Source organism: Thalassotalea atypica (genome assembly GCF_030295975.1).
GTDB classification, from domain to species: Bacteria; Pseudomonadota; Gammaproteobacteria; order Enterobacterales; family Alteromonadaceae; genus Thalassotalea_F; species Thalassotalea_F atypica.
This window is the reverse complement of sequence record NZ_AP027364.1, coordinates 1,397,016-1,416,466: the sequence shown is the minus strand read 5'-3', so window position 1 is coordinate 1,416,466 and position 19,451 is coordinate 1,397,016. Positions and strand designations below refer to the sequence as shown.

The 19,451-nt window shown below is 39.7% G+C and carries 12 protein-coding genes; 5 read left to right on the top strand and 7 right to left on the bottom strand.

The annotated features are described in order from the left end of the window. Nucleotides 1-191: 191 nt before the first annotated feature. The 3 genes from mfd to QUE03_RS06530 all read left to right on the top strand — a co-directional run bounded on the left by mfd (nucleotide 192) and on the right by QUE03_RS06530 (nucleotide 5,806). On the top strand, nucleotides 192-3,686 hold the full coding sequence (gene mfd, locus QUE03_RS06540; RefSeq protein WP_286266346.1) for a transcription-repair coupling factor: 3,495 nt from the start codon (nucleotides 192-194) through the stop codon (nucleotides 3,684-3,686). A gap of 149 nt (nucleotides 3,687-3,835) precedes the next feature. Further along, on the top strand, nucleotides 3,836-5,443 hold the full coding sequence (locus QUE03_RS06535) for a CsiV family protein (protein ID WP_286266344.1): 1,608 nt from the start codon (nucleotides 3,836-3,838) through the stop codon (nucleotides 5,441-5,443). A 72-nt stretch (nucleotides 5,444-5,515) separates the two neighbouring features. Further along, nucleotides 5,516-5,806, top strand: coding sequence for a DUF1244 domain-containing protein (locus QUE03_RS06530; RefSeq protein ID WP_286267779.1), 291 nt, complete (start codon nucleotides 5,516-5,518; stop codon nucleotides 5,804-5,806). Nucleotides 5,807-5,896: 90 nt separating this feature from the next. On the opposite strand, the gene QUE03_RS06525 is transcribed toward QUE03_RS06530, so the two are convergent. From QUE03_RS06525 to rsuA, 4 genes are all read right to left on the bottom strand, one after another. Then, nucleotides 5,897-7,843 carry a S9 family peptidase gene (locus QUE03_RS06525; RefSeq protein ID WP_286266342.1) on the bottom strand — a complete coding sequence of 649 codons (1,947 nt, stop codon included), beginning with the start codon at nucleotides 7,841-7,843 and terminating at the stop codon, nucleotides 5,897-5,899. Nucleotides 7,844-7,990: 147 nt separating this feature from the next. Next, the gene (locus QUE03_RS06520) at nucleotides 7,991-8,332 is read right to left on the bottom strand and encodes a 5-carboxymethyl-2-hydroxymuconate Delta-isomerase (RefSeq protein ID WP_286266341.1); all 342 of its coding nucleotides are present in this window, start codon (nucleotides 8,330-8,332) and stop codon (nucleotides 7,991-7,993) included. Between the two features lie 21 nt (nucleotides 8,333-8,353). Further along, nucleotides 8,354-8,899, bottom strand: a complete 546-nt coding sequence (locus QUE03_RS06515) for a DUF6265 family protein (protein WP_286266339.1) — start codon at nucleotides 8,897-8,899, stop codon at nucleotides 8,354-8,356. A gap of 14 nt (nucleotides 8,900-8,913) precedes the next feature. Beyond that, nucleotides 8,914-9,606, bottom strand: coding sequence for a 16S rRNA pseudouridine(516) synthase RsuA (rsuA, locus tag QUE03_RS06510; protein WP_286266337.1), 693 nt, complete (start codon nucleotides 9,604-9,606; stop codon nucleotides 8,914-8,916). Nucleotides 9,607-9,734: 128 nt separating this feature from the next. On the opposite strand from rsuA, the gene QUE03_RS06505 reads away from it, so the two are divergent. After that, on the top strand, nucleotides 9,735-10,397 hold the full coding sequence (locus tag QUE03_RS06505) for a uracil-DNA glycosylase family protein (RefSeq protein WP_286266335.1): 663 nt from the start codon (nucleotides 9,735-9,737) through the stop codon (nucleotides 10,395-10,397). Here QUE03_RS06505 and QUE03_RS06500 read toward each other — a convergent pair. The 3 genes from QUE03_RS06500 to QUE03_RS06490 all read right to left on the bottom strand — a co-directional run bounded on the left by QUE03_RS06500 (nucleotide 10,377) and on the right by QUE03_RS06490 (nucleotide 17,785). Further along, nucleotides 10,377-15,989, bottom strand: a complete 5,613-nt coding sequence (locus tag QUE03_RS06500; RefSeq protein WP_286266333.1) for a hypothetical protein — start codon at nucleotides 15,987-15,989, stop codon at nucleotides 10,377-10,379. The genes QUE03_RS06505 and QUE03_RS06500 overlap by 21 nt on opposite strands. Before the next feature lie 315 nt (nucleotides 15,990-16,304). Then, a complete protein-coding gene (locus QUE03_RS06495; RefSeq protein ID WP_286266330.1) occupies nucleotides 16,305-17,135 on the bottom strand; it encodes an ion transporter in 831 nt (276 codons plus the stop codon). Between the two features lie 8 nt (nucleotides 17,136-17,143). Next, complete coding sequence (locus QUE03_RS06490; protein ID WP_286267778.1) at nucleotides 17,144-17,785, bottom strand: MBL fold metallo-hydrolase; 642 nt, start codon at nucleotides 17,783-17,785, stop codon at nucleotides 17,144-17,146. Nucleotides 17,786-18,010: 225 nt separating this feature from the next. Between QUE03_RS06490 and QUE03_RS06485 the strand changes: the two genes are divergently transcribed. Continuing rightward, nucleotides 18,011-19,339 (top strand): sodium-dependent transporter, encoded by a 1,329-nt coding sequence (locus QUE03_RS06485; protein WP_286266328.1) that lies wholly within the window; start codon nucleotides 18,011-18,013, stop codon nucleotides 19,337-19,339. Nucleotides 19,340-19,451 lie beyond the last annotated feature (112 nt).

Below are 19,451 nucleotides of genomic sequence, written 5' to 3'. Positions count from 1 at the left end.
ACTATCGCGCGAATTAAAAAAGAATTACCGATAGTGCTCTCTAATCCTATACTTGTAACGTTTTAATTTGGAATATTGAGCAATGCCTACTTTATCATTCACGGGCAAATAAATAGGTTTATAACTCTTGAATAATTAACATCCAAACAAATGGATGTGGTGTTTCATCTAACCAAAAGACAAATGTATATATGACGCGTTCTTCTATTCTTTCTCCTACTCTTGAACAAGCAAAATCCAATACAGCCGATAAGAAAGTATGGACCAACTTAGTTGGTAGTAGTGCTAGTGTTGCACTGTTTAAAGCGACGCAAAAAGCACAGCAGCCGATACTCCTGGTTACACATGACACGCCATCTGCCATTCGGTTTGAACAAGAGCTCGAGAGTTTAAATACAAATAAAGCGCTAAATATTTGTCTATTTCCTGACTGGGAAACGCTACCTTATGATTCATTCTCACCGCACCAAGACATTATCTCGCAACGATTATCGACTCTGTATAAGCTGTCGAGAATGGACAGTGGTATCGTTATTGTCCCCATTTCAACCTTGGCGCAACGACTTGGCCCTAAAGCGTACCTAGAAGCTAATACCTTATTGATCAAAAAAGGCGATAAGAAAGATCTTCATCGCTTAAGGCAAGATTTAGAAGCTTGTGGTTACCGAAATGTAGATCAAGTAATGGAGCACGGCGAATTTTCTGCGCGAGGAGCAATTTTAGATCTGTTCCCTATGGGCAGTAATCAACCATTTAGATTAGATTTTTTCGATGATGAAATAGATGAAATTCGCCTCTTTGATCCTGAAACTCAGCGCTCAAAAGAAAAAATAGAGACCATTGATTTACTGCCTGCTCATGAATTTCCAATGGATGAGAACGGCATCAACTTGTTTAGACGCCAATACCGTGAGCAATTTAAAAGCACTATCGACAAAGAATCGGTTTACCACCAAGTCAGCAATGGCATAATGCCTGCGGGCATTGAATATTACTTGCCATTATTTTTTGAGCAAACCAATACGCTATTTGACTATTTGGCGACGAACACTCTTGTAGTCCTTAGCGGTGATATTGAACACGCCATGGCGCATTATTGGCAGGATATAGAGTATCGCTATGAAGACAGACGATACGATCCTACTCGCCCTTTGTTGCCGCCAAGCCAACTATTTTTAAATACTGAGCAGCTATTTGTCGAGCTAAAAACCTTTGATCGCATTTCATTGGTGGCACAAGCGCAAGAAAAGGCAAGTAGAAAAGCCAGCGAAGTCTATTTTAATATTCAAACACTGCCTAACTTAACCGTTGACCATCAACTTAAAAAACCCTTTGAATTACTGAACCTGTTTTTAGCTGATAAAAAATCACCGAAAAAAGTACTATTTGTTGCTGAATCTCAAGGACGAAGAGAAAGTGTTTTAGAACTTCTAAAACGCGATGATATCAAACCGAATGAATTTTCGAGCATTGATGCGTTTATCAATAGTGATGAATCGTTAGGGATCACAGTCAATGCTTTATCGCAAGGTTTCATATTTGCGAATGAAGAAAACAAACAGGGCATTGCGTTAATCACTGAAACAGAAATTCTCGGTGACAGAGTTAAGCAGTCAAGGCGCCGCAGCAAACAGCAAGACGTACAAGCAGATGCTATTTTCAAGAATTTAGCAGAGCTTTCGATTGGTCAACCTGTGGTACATATTGATCACGGTATCGGTCGTTATCTAGGGCTACAAACGCTTGAAACAGGCGGCATAACAACAGAGTTTTTAACATTGAGTTATGCCAATGACGCAAAGCTTTATGTCCCTGTAGCGTCTTTGCATCTGATCAGCCGTTATTCAGGTAACGATCCTGACCAAGCACCACTACATAAATTAGGTAACGATACTTGGAGCAAGGCAAAGCGAAAAGCCGCGGAAAAAATTAAAGATGTTGCCGCTGAACTGCTTGATGTGTACGCCAACAGAGCGATAAGAACAGGTCATCAATTTAAACGCAACAAAGAAGAATACCAAGCATTCGCTGCTAGTTTTGGCTTTGAAGAAACCCTCGATCAAGAACAAGCGATTAATGCGGTTGTCAGCGACATGCTTGATAAAAAATCAATGGACAGATTGGTCTGTGGTGACGTAGGTTTTGGTAAAACCGAAGTGGCGATGCGCGCCGCTTTTGTTGCCGTCAATGATGGAAAGCAAGTTGCCATTTTAGTGCCAACCACTCTGCTTGCCCAGCAGCACTATGAGAACTTTAGAGATCGATTTGCCAATTGGCCGATCAGTATTGAAGTGCTGTCTCGATTTAAAACCACAAAAGAACAAAATCAAGTCATTGAAAAAGTTGAGTCTGGACAAATTGATATTTTAATTGGTACTCATAAGCTGATTCAAAACTCGATTAAATACCATGACTTAGGGTTGCTTATTGTTGATGAAGAGCATCGATTTGGCGTTAAGCAAAAAGAGAAAATTAAAAAGCTAAGAGCCAATGTTGATATTTTAACGTTAACGGCAACACCTATTCCACGCACACTTAATATGGCGATGGGGGGGATGCGAGATTTATCCATTATTGCCACACCTCCTGCAAAACGACTTGCGGTCAAGACCTTTGTTCGACAACGCGAAGATGCGCTCATTCGAGAATCTATCCTGCGTGAAATATTGCGCGGTGGTCAAGTTTACTTCTTACACAACAACGTAGAAACTATTGAGAAAACTGCCAGAGATATTGAAGCATTATTACCTGAAGCTAAAGTCACTACGGCTCATGGGCAAATGCGTGAGCGTGATCTAGAGCGCATCATGAGTGATTTTTATCACCAGCGGTACAATGTCTTGGTATGTACAACGATCATTGAAACAGGTATTGATGTGCCTAGCGCGAATACCATTATTATGGACCGAGCGGATAGCCTAGGCTTAGCACAGCTTCACCAATTGCGTGGCCGTGTTGGTCGATCTCACCATCAAGCCTACGCTTACCTACTTACACCGCATGAAAAACGAATGACGAAAGACGCCAAGAAAAGGCTAGACGCCATCGCTTCATTGGAAGACTTAGGCGCTGGCTTTACCCTAGCAACCCATGATTTGGAAATTCGTGGCGCTGGTGAATTGTTAGGTGAAGAGCAAAGCGGTCAAATGAGTCAAGTAGGCTTTAGTTTATATATGGAAATGTTAGACCAAGCAGTATTGGCACTGAAAGCAGGTAAAGAGCCTAGCCTAGATAATTTAACCGCAAGACAAACTGAAATCGATTTACGTATCGCCGCCCTAATACCTGACGATTATATTTTTGATGTCAGCTTAAGACTCAGTCTTTATAAACGTATTGCCAGCTGTGAAGACAAACAAGCGTTAGATGATATTCAAGTCGAGTTGATCGATCGTTTTGGCTTGCTCCCTCAGCCAACAAAGAACTTAGTCCAAATTGCAAAATTAAAACTTAAAGCACAAAAACTCGGTATTTCGCGGATTGAAGTGGGCCCTAGTGGCGGCTCAGTAGAATTCAATGATAATACCAATGTCGATCCAGTAAAAATCATTGGCCTAATTCAAAAGCAGCCAAAAATTTATAAACTCGATGGTGCAAACAAAGTGAAATTTACGAAAGTCACTGACGATGCACAAGCGCGATTTACTTGGGTTAACTCATTGTTAGCAGAATTATCAAATAAATGAGTAAGCCCCCAAAAATATTTGGTATTATCTAAACACAAAACATAAATCGCTGTTAATTGAGTGATTTTATTTAACAGTTACTCATTGGTGATTGATATAATATTTTACCAGTGAAAGCTTAGATTTATTACACGGACCAAAGAGAGTTAATGAAGGCTTATTTATCCCTAGTCAGTGCGAGCGTAGTTTTTATCTCTGCAACGGTGTTGTCAGGCAGCGTGCAAGCAGCAGAAAAGAAAATTGACAAACGGTGGTTTGAAGTAGAAGTTATTCTCTTTCGTCAATTAGGTGATAAAAGTCAGTTAAAGGAACGGTTTGAACAAAATTCAACATTGCCTAACTACCGCACCTTTGACTTACTTGGTCAGTACCTTCAGCCAAATTTGGCACAAATTAAATATCAATTACCGTCATGTGATGCGAAGCATTACCCTAAAAGCTTGCTTGAGCAAAGCGCAGAGTTACCTGCTTTTTTCACGCCCCTGACGTTAGAAAAAATCGACCAACAAGTCACTCTCGAACAATCCGATTTTATGGCTGACCAAACATTGGGCAATGAAGCCACTTTGAATATTGAGGATGCAGCTGCTAGTAATATACTGAATGAGCCAGAGCCGTATTTTGAAGAAGACGAGCAAGCGCTTGACGAGCTATCAAATGTAGATGAATTAAACACAGAAGTAATTTTACTAGGGCTGTCAGATGAAGAAATCACTGCCGTTAGTGATGCCGAGAAAGCATTTCCAGCGCTAGTGTTTAATTATAGTCACTTGAAAACCAACTATTTTACGTATAAGACAGACGGCAGCAGACGAAAATTAAGTACTTTATGTCAATACATCAGCTCAAATCCGCTATCGCCAAGAGCTTATACGACTGACACCTTCCCTGTTCATGGCTTAACGGGTCGTGTTGACGGTAATGAATTTGTTCATACTGACAACCCATACCTTATCGACAGTGACTCTTTACAGTTAAAAGACATTTATCTGCAGTTAAGGCGCAGCAAAAACTTTAGACCTATGCTCCATCTTGGTTGGAGACAAACGCTGATCAATAGAAAGCCTGCTGATCAAAATAAAGCACTAAAATTGTTTGCCGGTGAACATTTTCATCAAAACTATCTAGACCAACAACAAAATTATCAAAATCGTTTAGAGCAATTATCCATTGAGCAATGGTTAGCGCAACAACATGAAAGTATCACTGATGATATTCAAAATACTGAAACATCAACGCAAAGCTTATTAGACGAAAAATTATTGCCGGCTGAGACAATGTCGCCTACGGCACTAAAAACAAACTTTATTCTTGAAACCATTGATCAGCTTAATATTGCCCCAGAGCAGTTACTGGCTGAAATTGATGCTCCCAATTTGCACGCCGATGTGCTAGCTAAACTTAATACTGATGAATTGGCTGCGAGTACTGAAATCCAAGAGCCTAATCCCCCTATTCAATCTTGGTATTTAGATGGCTTATTTAGGCTGCATTTGAGTCATTACTTATACATCACGGCTGACTTTAATGTCTCCAGTCATAGCGCTGCTGAATTAGCGACACAATCACTCGAGGATGACACTGCCAATGCAGAACAAACTACTTGGCACTCCATTCCATTTAGTCAAAATCGCCGAGTAATTAGCGGAGAAGTTCATTATTTTGATCATCCTTACATGGGCATGATCGTACAAATAAGACGCTATAAAAAGCCGGAATTAGAGCAAGATCCTGAAGAAACCGGTTTAGTTCAGTAGACCAAGCATTAAACACAGCGCAATAACAACACAATACTACCCCATTTAAATTCCAACAGGAGATCACACATGATGGATAAAGAAACCGAAATTCAAGCCGCGGTATTCAGGCGTTTACTTGCCCACCTGGACGCAAGAAAAGATGTTCAAAACATTGAGCTAATGAACCTAGCTGGCTTTTGTCGAAACTGTTTTTCAAAGTGGACGGTAGCAGAAGCTGAAAAGCTGGGTGTAAATGTAGATATGGATACGGCCCGTGAAAGTGTTTACGGTATGCCATACAGTGAATGGAAAGAAAAGCACCAACTACCTGCGACACAAGAGCAATTGGCAAAATTTGAAGCGCTCAACCCTAAAAACTAGAAGACCTCATCTTGTATAAATAAACGCAATTTAATCAAAAAAGGTAGTGAATAATTCACTACCTTTTTTGATCCTACTAAATGGAGATTATTAAAGGTGCTCTTTAAAGAAAAGCACCACCGCTTGGGTATAAATATCTCTGTTTTCTTTTTTCCTGTAACCATGCCCTTCATTGAGCGCATTCATATACCAAACAGGCTTGCCTTTTGCTCGTAGTTCCTTAACGATTTGCTCCGCTTCAGTTACAGGAACACGCGGGTCATTTTCCCCCTGCACAACAAACATCGGCACGTTAATTTTTTCTACATTGTTACTTGGGCTAATTTTCTCTAGATGTGCGCGCATTTTTGGATCGCGTTCATCGCCATATTCAACACGACGTAAATCTCGACGATATGCTTTAGTATTTTCTAAGAAAGTCACGAAATTTGAAATACCAACAATATCCACCGCTGCTTTTAAACGATCGCTGTAATGCACAGCACTTGCCAACACCATGTAGCCACCGTAACTACCGCCAAAGACTGCGACACGATTTTCATCTAAATCCGGTTGTGTTTTGATCCAATCAAGCAATGCGCCAATGTCTTTAACAGAGTCTTCGCGTTTAAAGCCATTATCTAGGTTAATGTATTCTTTACCGTAACCCGCTGAGCCACGCACATTAGGCGCAATAACGGCAGCACCTAACTTGTCCATCCAAAGTTGGTAGGTACTTCTAAATGCCGGTTGAAATTGACCTTCAGGCCCACCGTGAATTGAAATAATTACCGGAAGTTTTTTCTTAGCTTTGTTTTCAGGCTTATAAACAAATGCTGGAATATTCCTGTCATCAAAGGTCGGAAATTCTACCAATTCAGGAATTGAGAATTTTGATGTGTCTAAGCCTCCCACTTCAGAATATGTCCATCGCGACAGGTCGCCATGTTTAGTCGCTTGTTTTGATAGTGCCAATACGAAACTATCACTTGGTGATTGTGCTGTGTTCAGTGTTAAACCCAGTTTTGTGTCATCATCACTGAATTCTAAACTGCCTAAGAGACCTACGGGTAAACCACTGACTTTTTCGTAATCAAACGACTTAGTATCAAGTAAATAAAGTGTATTGAGACCACCTTCATTAACCGAAAATGCAGCGCGTTTGCCATCATGAGACAATACAAACTCTGAGACATTCCAGTTAATCGCTTTAGTGATCAGTGAAACTTTACCACCAGAAAAGCTCTTATAAGCCAATTGCTCAAACTCGCTAAATTCGTTCGTGATAAAGAACATGCCTTTATTGTCGGCGTCAAAGTTAAGGCCGTAATTTACGGTTGGTTTTTCGACATTACCTGCAAGTAATTGCTTCTTCTTGGTTTTGATATCAACAAGGTAAATTCTTGAGTCGCTGGCACTTACGTATTGTTGTGCTAACAACTGGCTATTATCGTTACTCCAATCTGACGGTCCCCACCAGCTGCCATCTTTAGACTCTAAAATCATGGTCGATTGACTCGGGTTATTCGGGTCCATCATCCAAATATCATTTGATTTGCCATTTCGTTTGGTGCTTTGATAAGCAATTGCACTGCCGTCATTATTCCAATTCACGGCCCCGTTTCGAGATTCACCATCGGTGAGCATTATGGTGTTCCCTGTGGCAGGGTCTAAAGTAAATATTTGTGCATATTCATTGCCACCAGCATCCATAGTAAATGACACTAAGTCGCTATGTGGCTGTCGAGCGACGTTACCAATTGGTTCATCAAAAAAGGTTAGTTGATGACGGGCACCTCCAGCCATATCAACACGGTGCAACTGACTGACTTCACCAAACCGAGTTGAAACCAGTATGCTGTTACCGTCTTGGGTGAAGGCTCTAAAAGGGGCAGAACGGACATTTTGGTAGCGATTTAATGCATCAACTAATGTGGTAGGGATACTAGGCACATTTTCCATCACGAGATTGCCATTATTGGCTGTCGTTTTAATGACTTCTGCGTGAACACTGACCACGGCGCATAAGCTAAGCGCGATCATTCCAATATGTTTCATTATTATTATTCTCCGAGTTGTAATTTTGTATAAAAATACATCGTCAGAAAATTTAGCATAAAAATATCTTTAAACAACAAGCAACTAATTTAAAGTATTACAAAATGTTTACGCTTAATATTAATTTTATTGCTATGCGCTAAATCGCTATGTCACTTGCTTGGCGTAAGAAGCTCTTTCCATGTCTATCACTTCGACCGTCAGTGATACATTTTCAAGCTCTAAGGCAGCAATAGCACCTAGGATTGTCTGTGTAAGATGTTGTCGTTGTTCTAGCGTACGGCCAGAAAGTATTTTAGCGTTTACGTGAATAAAAGCCTTATCACTTTGCCCTACTTGGAAATGCTGATAGGCAATAGCTCTTGTTTTAATATGATTCTCGTCAAATAACGCAGAAGATGCTGCCGCTTGATTAATGATGGTGATTAATTTTTGCGGGGAAATAAGCTGCTCTACTGTGTCGGCATATTCAATTATACAATGAGGCATAAAGTACTCTGATTTGTTATTTTAGCGATTGTTTATATTAACGTTTCGTTTGAAATTCAGTGAGAAACCTTGACCTGACATCGTACGAACATCAACAAGTATTTCATCTCTTGATTTAACTTGGTAAACAATTTTTTGAGGAAAGTCATGTTGTTCATTGATGAAGACAAATCGCTTCTTCTCACAAGTCATCAATTTAAATGCAACTGGCAGTGCGTTACTCTTAGGCTTTGCAAGATAGAAAATACCATCAAGCATTTTTACTAAGCGCAACGATTCTGTTGATTGCACTTTATCAAACGTGCCTTTGACAAAAAACACACCCGCACCTTCGTAGGTATTTTCGCTAACTTGCTGCCACGATTCATTTACCATTTGCTCGTTTTGATGATGTTGCCAAAAACCGAGTAGTGGTGATAGCTGACGTAATGACTGACATTCATTGCCAAAAGACAAAGTGCTAGCACAAAGCAACAACAAACCAGTCAAAACTGGTGCCTTATTTATGATGATTTTAGGTAGGAAAAAGCACACCATGTTTGCCCCCGTAACTAGCTTTACCATCATTTTTAACAGCGTCATTAATGAAATTGATCTACTTCGTCATTAGTGAGGTAGCGCCACTGGCCTGGTTCTAACTCTTCATCTAAGGTGATATTACCAATTTTTTCCCTATGTAATCGCACCACTTTATTGCCGACAGCGGCAAACATACGTTTAACTTGGTGATACTTTCCTTCAGTAATGCTCAACATCGCCTCTTTCTCGCTAAGTATTTCAAGCTTCGCAGGTCGTGTTAGTTCCTTTTCATTATTTAGCTGAACGCCTTGCTCGAACTGTTCTTTAACATTCTCTACTATCGGCTCGGCGAGCCAGACATGGTATGTTTTCTGACAGGATTTATTAGGTGAGATAACATTGTGAGACCATTGGCCATCGTCGGTGATTAAGACTAAGCCTGTGGTATCTGCATCAAGCCGACCTGCGATATGCAGCTCAGTCCATTTCTCAACTTCAATCAAATTTAACAATGACGGTAAAGCTTCATCAACATTAGAACAAATGGTATCGGCGGGTTTATGCATCATGATATAACGAAGACCAATGGGAGTAAGTTCTCGATCATTTAACAATACGTTATCTTGCTCTTTAACTTGGAACGCAGCATTTTTTACAACGGCACCATTAACTTTGATACTGCCGTATTTTAATGAACGCTTTGCTTCACTTCGTGTTAACTCGGTACTTTTACAAATATATTTATCTAGGCGCATGAATTGAAATCACTGGTTGGGAAAGTGTTTTTTAATAGTGCAATTATGCCCCATTCGGTAAATGTTTAATATATGATTAGCAAACCCGATGAGCTTAAACCTTAATTTAATTTTGACAGTGCATTGAAATGACGAAAGTAACCAGCTCAGTCCATTTGATAAATAACATCGCTCAATGTCAGCTTTGCCAAAGCCAACTCCCTTTGCCCGCAAAACCTATTGTTCAATTTAGCGATCAAAGTAAAATTTTATTGGCAGGCCAGGCGCCGGGCATCATTACACACCACCAAGGTATTCCATTTGATGACAAAAGTGGTGAGCGACTAAGGGATTGGTTAGGCATTTCAAACGCAGATTTTTATGATGATCGTTTATTTGCCATTGTACCAATGGGCTTTTGTTACCCTGGTAAAGGAAAGAGTGGCGACTTACCACCACTTCTTCTTTGCGCTGACACTTGGCGGGAAACCATCATGAGCGAGCTCGGTGCAATCAAGCTCATCGTGCTAATTGGCAAGTATGCCATTGATTGGCACTTAGCAAAGCTTGCAACATCATTGGCTATTGATTCAGATAAAACGCGAATTGACAGCTATAAGAACATAACAACCGTCGTACAAGATTGGCAATTTTTACTGCAATTTAACCTGATTGCGCTTCCTCATCCAAGTCCAAGAAATAATATTTGGTTGAAGAAAAATCCTTGGTTTGAACAAGAGGTTTTACCCCAATTGCAAACGAAAGTTAAAAGCGTTTTAGGAGACACTTCATCAAGAGCCTCCTTTAAATAAGGCAAAGTTGCGAATAGCCATTGGTATCAACCCTAATATTGCGGTGAGCACACCTAAGGCTGACTCGATTGCATCGGTTGCGGCGTATGCCATGATGGCCAACAAGGCTATCAGTAAAGCGAAGAAAGGAATTCGTAAATAGCGCCAAATATTATCATTAGCTTCATCGAGCCACTCTTCCATCACCTCTGGCGGCTCTGCAGTGAGTATGAACTGCTTAAAGCTCTCGTTGATTATGTGCCAACCGCAGTCGCGATAGATATAACCGCGGCGGGTTAGATGTTCAATGGGTGCTAAATTTTTGGGGTTCGGCTCAAAATCATTGGCTAATTGAAACAACAGTAATCGTTCAGCTTTAGTGCACAACTCCCAACGATAGCGATATAATGCACCAGCATGACCGCTAAAAAACTCCACAATTTGTGATGGCTGCCAATACTTACTTAGACCACTATTTTTTGCTACTCGATCGTGTTGTTCTTGTGTCAAAAGTTCAAGTGTTAATTCGTAGTCTAAGTTATCTTCTTCATCCTGTGTTTTAGCATAATTATGATATTGACAAAACTCATGGAGCACACCTTTTAACTCTGGCCACCCCCTAGCTTCATTAATCAACGTTTCATCAGCCGTTAACGTTTCAATTCGGCCAAAATATGGTTTTCTGCTAGCGCTCCATTGATAGATTTTCTTGAATTTTCTAAAGAGATTTGACCAACGTTTCACTTCGCTGCTTTGCGCATTGACTTCATCATGCTCAGCGCATGGATACTCGCTTTGTTTAGTTAACATATAAAGCGGAGCTACCTCGCAGAAGATCACAACATTAAGCTTCGGAACACTAATGAGTGCTTCCAATACGTCTAATATCAGCAACCTTTTTTCTTTGTCATTAGCAATAGTCTCAAAGCCTTCAATAAATAATGTTTTTTGTTCTGTTATCTCCTGTTCGCCAGCTTCATCAAACAAAGATTGAATAATATTGCTAACCCTATCATCATCAATTAATGCTTTAACCTCTTGATGGTTATCGCCAACATTTAGTACCAATTTGATACCGTTAGGCTCATTAATCTCGGATTCAAGCGTTTTGATAATTGGCTGCTTATACCAAGTGGCCACATTAATGATTTTGTTGATTAGCGGCTTAACCGTACCTTGCTTATCCAATTGCTCAAACAATGTCTTTTTAAATTTAACATCAGGGCGAATTACCAACGCGAATTGATCTGTTTTGAACAGTTGAACATCTATGTGTTGTAATAAATCATTAGATTTAGTCACTTGCTGGCGAAAATGAATAGGAATATCTATACCGATGAGCCGTTGAAACAACCAATCAACGATCAATACACGCACAAGGTAAAATGCTATTAGAATTAAAATGGCCATCACAAAAACTAAGGCGACATTATAAAAATAAAAATCATGAATCTGGTGAGCATTAGGTACTGAGGTTTTATCAATAATATATTTGCTTGGCGCTTTGCCATTGTGCTCGGCTACTGCACATAACTGAGCATTATCACTGTCATATTGATGACAATACCAACTGACGTCCGCCAGTTTTTGACTGATCGTCAAGGATTCATCAATAGTGCTGGTTAACATAGAAAATGACCAGAAGTATTCAACCAGAGCGGAAAAGCCCAATCCTCGACGACGGGGCGACTGGGCATACATTGCACTATCGTGATTTAACGGAGTTAGAGTACATTGCTCAAAATTAACGCCCGCATCAGGTGTAGCCTGTCCCCCCATATAACAAGGAATACTGTATTGGATATCCCTTAAAAATATTGGGTTACCACCTTTATCAAACGGCTCAATGGCAAGTTGGCGGTATTTGTTATGGGCAACTCTTGCTTTTTCCACTGCATCAGCGAGTCTTGCATCCAATACTTCAATATACCGCTGTTCATGAAGGGCAAAGATACCAAACGACATAACAAGCCCAACAGCGATTGTCATAATAGCAGCGAAAGCCGTGTTGCTTATTAACTTACGACGACTATGTTCGACATTTTCAGTGTATTCAGGCCAAAAAAAGTACCTACGCGTACGTTTTCGCATAAAGAACAGCGCACTTGCATACACCAGCAGGCTAACAACAAAGGAAAGAAATAACGCAATAATGGCGGCAATTAGATTAACTGAACGTCGCTCTTCTTTGTCATAGAAGATGGCTAGTTTCCAAGGAATATCAGGGTGGATAGCTCCCACAGAAAAGTGATGCATTTTCCCACCATAGATCGCATCAAAATTTACGGGTTGTTCATAGGTATAAGGGTTAATTTTCAACGATTTAAACAATGGATTATTATCGGTTTCTACATAAACATTTTCAACTAAACTGCGACTTTTATCATCGCTATGATAAAGTGCCTGTCCTGTGTGTGTTTCAAATACCACAAAACCAAAATTTTCAGGCAGTACCGCATTAAAGAAGGTTTGCAGCTTAGTACCGTAAGACAAAACATCAAATAATGGACGATCAGGATTATCTATTAGCTGCCTTGCATTTACCCTTGAAAATTGAGTTGTTAAACGACTATCTCGTAGGTTAAACACACGTTCAATATACAGGCCACTAAAGTTTGATGTTTGGCTGTCATGTGCCAATGAGATTGGCCATATTTCATTTTGCAGTGCATTTTTAGCGTAATCACGTGAATACACGGATACATTATCATTTGAACGGTAAGTTTTTGTGGTCGACCACATAGCCAAACCATCAAGCTTGGTGCTTTCTTTTATGTCATCTTTTGCCGTTAGGTAAAACAAATTATCGAGAAAATATTGGTTATCACTAAACTCTCTATTACTTGCAGTGGTGAACAGAGAGTCACTAAATTGATTAACACCTGAATTTTTTGCTTCTAGCTCTGTTTTTTTGCTTATAAATTGTTCTTCCGCATATTGTGCTAATAACGTAATTTCATTATTAAAGCGGTTTCTAATTTGCGTGAAGATTGCTTTACTTTGTTTTGTAATCATCTGTTTTGTGTCTGCATATTGCCAACCACAGACTCCGCCTACAGTTACCACAGTTACCAACAATAGCAAGCCTATCGCAGTATAATGACGGTCAAAATTTGAAAATGCCTGTCCTTGAGACACTAGACGAATTTTAAATAGCGGTATCAGCGAAAATAAGCCAAAAAAAGTAAATATAGCGATAATAATTAAACTACGAGACAGAGATAACTTAGCCTGCACTAAGTTGGATTTGTCCCTAAAGCCGATTAAATATAGCTGATTACTTTTTAAAATATTGCCTTCAACACCACCTGATTTCACGTAGAAATTATCACTGGTTTTAGATTTAGACTTATTTGTATAAGGCGAGATGAATAGCCGATAAACATCGCCAGCAATATCGACATCGATATAGCCTGAATAACCAGGAAGCGAAAGTTTGCTTTCCGCTACCGGTTGCTCACTCGCTTTGAGAGAGAGCTCATTGTCACTTTGATTAGAAGCCGATACGGATTTTTGACCTGTTCCGCTTTGAGGCTTTTGTTGCTCAAACAAATTTAAAAATATGTGGTTTAACTGCTCAAATTCGATTCCTTTAAGTGAAGCATTAATTTGCTGATTCTCCTTGGAAACAATGACTTCCCCAGTTTCATTCACCAGTAGAACCAACGGGTACCTGGTACTTGCCTCCCCCATAAAATCAATGTGATGGGCTTCACCTACCTGTTGATCCGGTAAGCTCATAACGATAGTTTGCGCGTCGCCATCGAGTATGACCTTAGGATTTTCGTCTATTTCATTCTCGAACGCTTCAACTAGCATAGGGGTTGATTTATAGCTTTTAATCTTTAAGTTCTTTAGTGCGGTGCCAGCCAACAACAAGGTATTAATGGGGCTTGATAGGTTTAATGTTTCGGTAAAGGTTATTTCACAAAGACTTTCGGTCAATAAAGCATTATCAAGACATGACGTATAGATTTCAAAATCTCTTTGCCATGAATTTTCGTTAGTATTAGATTCTTTCAGTGACCTTAGTCGACTAGAGTTTGAGAGCTGGTGTGGCTCATTGAGTAGAAGATCAGAGTAGTATGTTTGTACAAGTGTTAGCAGTTCCTCTGATTTTTCATTTAGAGCAATTCGCGCTTTGTTACTTAGTTTTTTGAGCTTAGATCTTATCTCGACAATTCTCAATCGAACATTTTTAAGTTGCGTCTTCTTTGATGAGTCTTTTTGCACTAATCTTTCTTGGCTGGTTTTTATCTCCCGCTCTAATATCGGAATTGCTCTTTTTTTAACAAGCAGCTTTTCTTCGACTTGTTGTTTTTCCACATTAAGCACATACATATTGGCGAGCGCGAGTTGTACTCTTGACTTCTGCTCTAGCATCAGTTTATTTACGTTTTCGATTAAGTTAAGTTTCCCAATTAGATATCTTCGTTGTTCAACTGCTTTATCTCGGTGCGATAATAAATAGTTGTCAATTTTAGCGCTTAGCTCCTGATCAACGGTATTTATGAGTATCTCACTGGGTAGCGTTAAAGGCGGTTGTTGCGGCAGTTTTAGAATTTGTACCTGTTGGTTTTGTCGAGTATTTCGAGCCCTTGTATTTTGTCTGTTCTTACTTGAAATATACTGCTGAATCAGCGTTGAAATATCCTTAATGTGTTGCTCATTTTGAAACAAATATTGTGGTAAGGCACTGCTATCAGCAACTCGTAGAGTCGATTGAAGCGTTGTTATTTGCTGACCAGTAAATTTATTAAACCACGGCTTAGCGCTATCTACCTGAGCAACAATGGCATCTTGTTCACTTATAGCCGCCTTGATTTGAGCTATTTCTTTTCCTGCACTTGTAGCTAAGTCCGTTGATAATTTGGTTATTCGTTTTTCACTTTGTTTGTTTGCCTGTTTTATTATCAATTCAGCTAACGAGTTTGGCGATAAATTGCTAATATCCTCCTGTGTTAGATCTAGTTCACTGTCAAATATGTCAATTATATTGTCAATAAACTGCTCTAACCATTGGCATCGCTCAGGACTTTGTTCACACTCGTTATCATAACGCTTGGCATAATCAGTACTTTCATCCCACAACGCCGCTGTAATTTCTTCTAACACATCAAAGAAGGTTTCCTTTTCATCTAATAAGCTAAATTCTGCCTGGTCGAGATCAACTGATAACTCTTCAAACTCTCGCTTTTCAATTTTGAGCGTTGCATGTTTTGCCTCTATTGTTTTACTCAATTCTTCATTAGCATTATCTTCACTAGATATATCCTTAAGCAGCGCAACTAGGGATTGGTTTTGTTGGCTGAGCTGCTCTTCTAAAGCTGCTTTATCCGGATGGTATTCACGAATGATGTCATTATTCTTATCCGTCAACGCTTGGATTTGCTTGTAAGCACCTTTAATTTGCTTACTGTATTGCTTGAATTGCCCTATGCCGTTGTTAAACGAGGTATTGATGTTTTGGAGTTCGCGAAAATGCAGCTGATTTTGATAACTTTCGTTTTGTTCAATTTTGAAGTAATAGAAAACACTACACACAGTGATCGCTAGTAAAGTACTCGCGAATACAACGAGAATGCCTTTTAGTCGGCTTGAACGTTTAGCCATAATTCCACTTCCCAGTTAAAAGCAGAGATTCTTTTTATTGTTTTTAATAGGAGGCAGTAGAAAGTCGGGAAAGAAATAATAAGTATAGAATGAACAACATATACCTAATTTTACACCATCTCACCACGTCCTTGTTTGTTTTTTAAACATAGCAGAGTTTTGTATATTTACAACGTAACTACTGGACGCCGACTCTATTTAGCAATTTTTACTCATGTAAGATTAGAATTACAAAAATAAAAAAGGCTAAGAACGCAATGTTCTCAGCCTTGAAATAACTCCTATCAGGAAGTATTTATAACGGCAATTATTCCGTTAACGCGATTGATTAACAATTATTGCTTTAAGCTCAGCTATTTCTGATTGCAGCTGCTCGATTTGAGCTCGACTTGCTGGCTCTCCACCTTCTTTTGATTCGCCGTGAGATTCAGCGCGGAAGTTCTCATGCTCTTCACTCATGACATCTAAAATGGTGCCTACCATCATGTTTAAAAAGATAAAGGCTGTCAGGAAAATAAAGGTAATGTAATAAATCCAGCTTATAGGATGTACCGCCATGGTTTCATACATAACGTCCGTCCAATCTTCAAAAGTTGCTACCCTAAACAAGGTTAACATTGAAATTGAAACATCGCCCCATAACACTTCATTAATGGAGTGAAAGACAATACTGCCAATCGCTGCATAGATATAAAAAATGACAAACATTAATAACGCAATGTAGCCCATACGAGGAATGGCTTTAATCAGTGCATTGATGAGTAAACGCAGCTCCGGCACCATCGACACCAAACGCAGTACTCTAAAGACGCGCAGTAGACGTGCAATCAGTACCCCTGAGCCACCTGCTGGTATCAGTGAACCGATGACTATTACCGTGTCAAATATATTCCAACCACTTTTAAAGAATTGGCTTTTTTGTCGACAAGCGAGAAAACGAATAGAAATTTCGACAACAAAAAATATCGTCACGCCTAGGTCAAGTATGGCTAAAAATGTTATCGCTTGCTCTGGTAAATTATGAGTTTTTGCGCCAACTAATAATGCAGAAACTATGATGACTGCAATGACAATGCCTTGAAATATTTTACTTGAGTCAATTGATTTTAGGCGGCGTTGCACCTTGAAAACTAAACTACTTTTCATATTCTGTTCTATCTTGCGTCTTGACCAACATAGGGATTATTGCGTCTCTCTTCACCAAATGTCCCCATAGGGCCGTGACCTGGAATAAATTGAACGTCATCACCCAAAGGAAAGAGGTTGTCTTTGATTGAACTGATCAAAGTGGCATGATCTCCACGAGGAAAATCGGTTCGGCCAATAGAGCCACAGAAAAGTACGTCGCCAACTTGGGCTAATTTGCTCTCTCGATGAAAAAAGACAACATGTCCAGGTGTATGACCCGGACAGAAATAGACTTCTAATTCAATATTACCAAACTGGCAGGTATCCCCTTGATTTAACCAACGATCAGTGGTGAATGCTTCTGCGTGCGCAAAGCCAAAGCGTTCTTTTTGCATCGGGATCATATCAATCCAAAACTGGTCTTCTTTTTGAGGCCCTTCCACTTTCACACCATAATGCGCTGATAGCGCTTTCGTTGCACCAGCATGGTCAATATGAGCATGTGTCAGCAACACTTTTGCGAGTTTAAGCCCTTTGCTATCAATAAATGCAATAACCTTTTCAACGTCTCCGCCGGGATCAACCACGGCTGCTTGCTGGGTTTCATCGCACCAAAATACTGTACAATTTTGTTGAAAAGGTGTGACTGGAATTATTTGATATTGCAACATACATTGTTCTCTTAAATATTAATCTCACTGGCGTAACAGTGAATACAGCTCATACTTAGACCAGCCTTGAATACAGTGATCATAAGGTCTATCGACCCTATTTCCAAGACCATAAAAGATAATATTATCAAGTTAACAAACTTCTACATAGAAAATACTTTCCCTTCGCGAGTGAAGTCGGTAAGCTCGCATTTATAATAAAAATAATATGTTAAGTAGGATATGACCGTTAGAGACTCTTTTCATTCACGCATTGGCTTTGTGTTAGCTGCAGCAGGCTCAGCTATAGGCTTAGGTAATATATGGGGCTTTCCTACGAATGCTGCTAATAATGGTGGTGGAGCATTTCTATTTGTCTACCTAATTGTTACGCTTTTACTTGCACTACCTGCTTTATACGCAGAAATATACTTAGGTAATCAGGCCCAAAAAAATCCAGTAAGTGCTTTGGGCGAAGCTTGCGCCGAGAAAATGCCAAAGTTTGGCCGTTTGGCGGGAAAAATTGGCCTCAGTGGCGCAATTATGATGTTAAGCTTTTATACCATTGTCGCTGGCTGGATGTTGTCACACGCACTTTCCGCCTTTGTTGCATTATTGGGTTTTAATGATATTTCCCAGTGGTTGGCTACTGACAGCACGGTAAGAAATGTTGTATTCACCCCTGTCTTTATTATTCTTGGCGCGGCAATTGTTCATCAAGGCGTTCACAAAGGTATAGAAAAGTGGTCTGCTCGGTTAATGCCCATATTATTGATGATGCTGATTGGCCTGATTGTTTATATTCTCCAGCAAGACGGGGCTACAGAAGGGTTAAAGCAATATTTGATTCCCGATTTCAATCAAGTAACCGATCCTAAATTGATTATTTCTGCCATGGGGCAGGCGTTCTTCTCATTGTCCATTGGTGTTGGCGGCATGATGGTTTATGGCTCATATATGCAAAAAGATAAAGACATCGGCAAGTTAGTACTATCAATCGGTGCGTTGGATACTTTTATCGCCTTTTTAGCTGGGTTACTCATTATTCCAGCACTTTATGTAGCACAACACGCTGGCCAAGAAGTATTCGTGGGCAATCAATTAATTGGTGAAGGCCAATTAATTTTTCAAATATTACCGGCACTCTTTAGCACAATGGGTGCAGTCGGTTTACTAGTTGCTACTGGATTTTTCTCGTTATTGTCTATAGCTGCATTGACATCAACTATTTCTTCCACTGAAGTGCCAGTCGCCTATTTAGTTGAAGAAAAGAAAATGACTCGCGCAAAAGCCACATGGTTAGTTTCTGGTGTAGTACTTATTGCAAGCATGACCTTAGTCGCGTTTTTTGATCAATTATTTGGTCTAGTGATACAAGTTTTGACGACCATGCTGCAGCCACTAAGCTGTCTGTTTTATTTTATTGTTGTTGGTTGGGTTTGGAAGCGCGGTAATAAATTACGTGATAAGGCCCTACAAGGAGAGCAACGGTGGTTAGGGATATGGGGAAATTATTTACGCTTTGTCTGCCCTATTCTATTAACCGTCGTATTTATAAACGTTGCATTTTAATAAGAAAATAATTAACGAGGGCTATGTTAATCAATATAGCCCAGTGGTTTACTCGCTCACAGCAACCACGAATAGAATCCTTTAAAAGTCTTTTTCTCAGAACTCCCTTTAC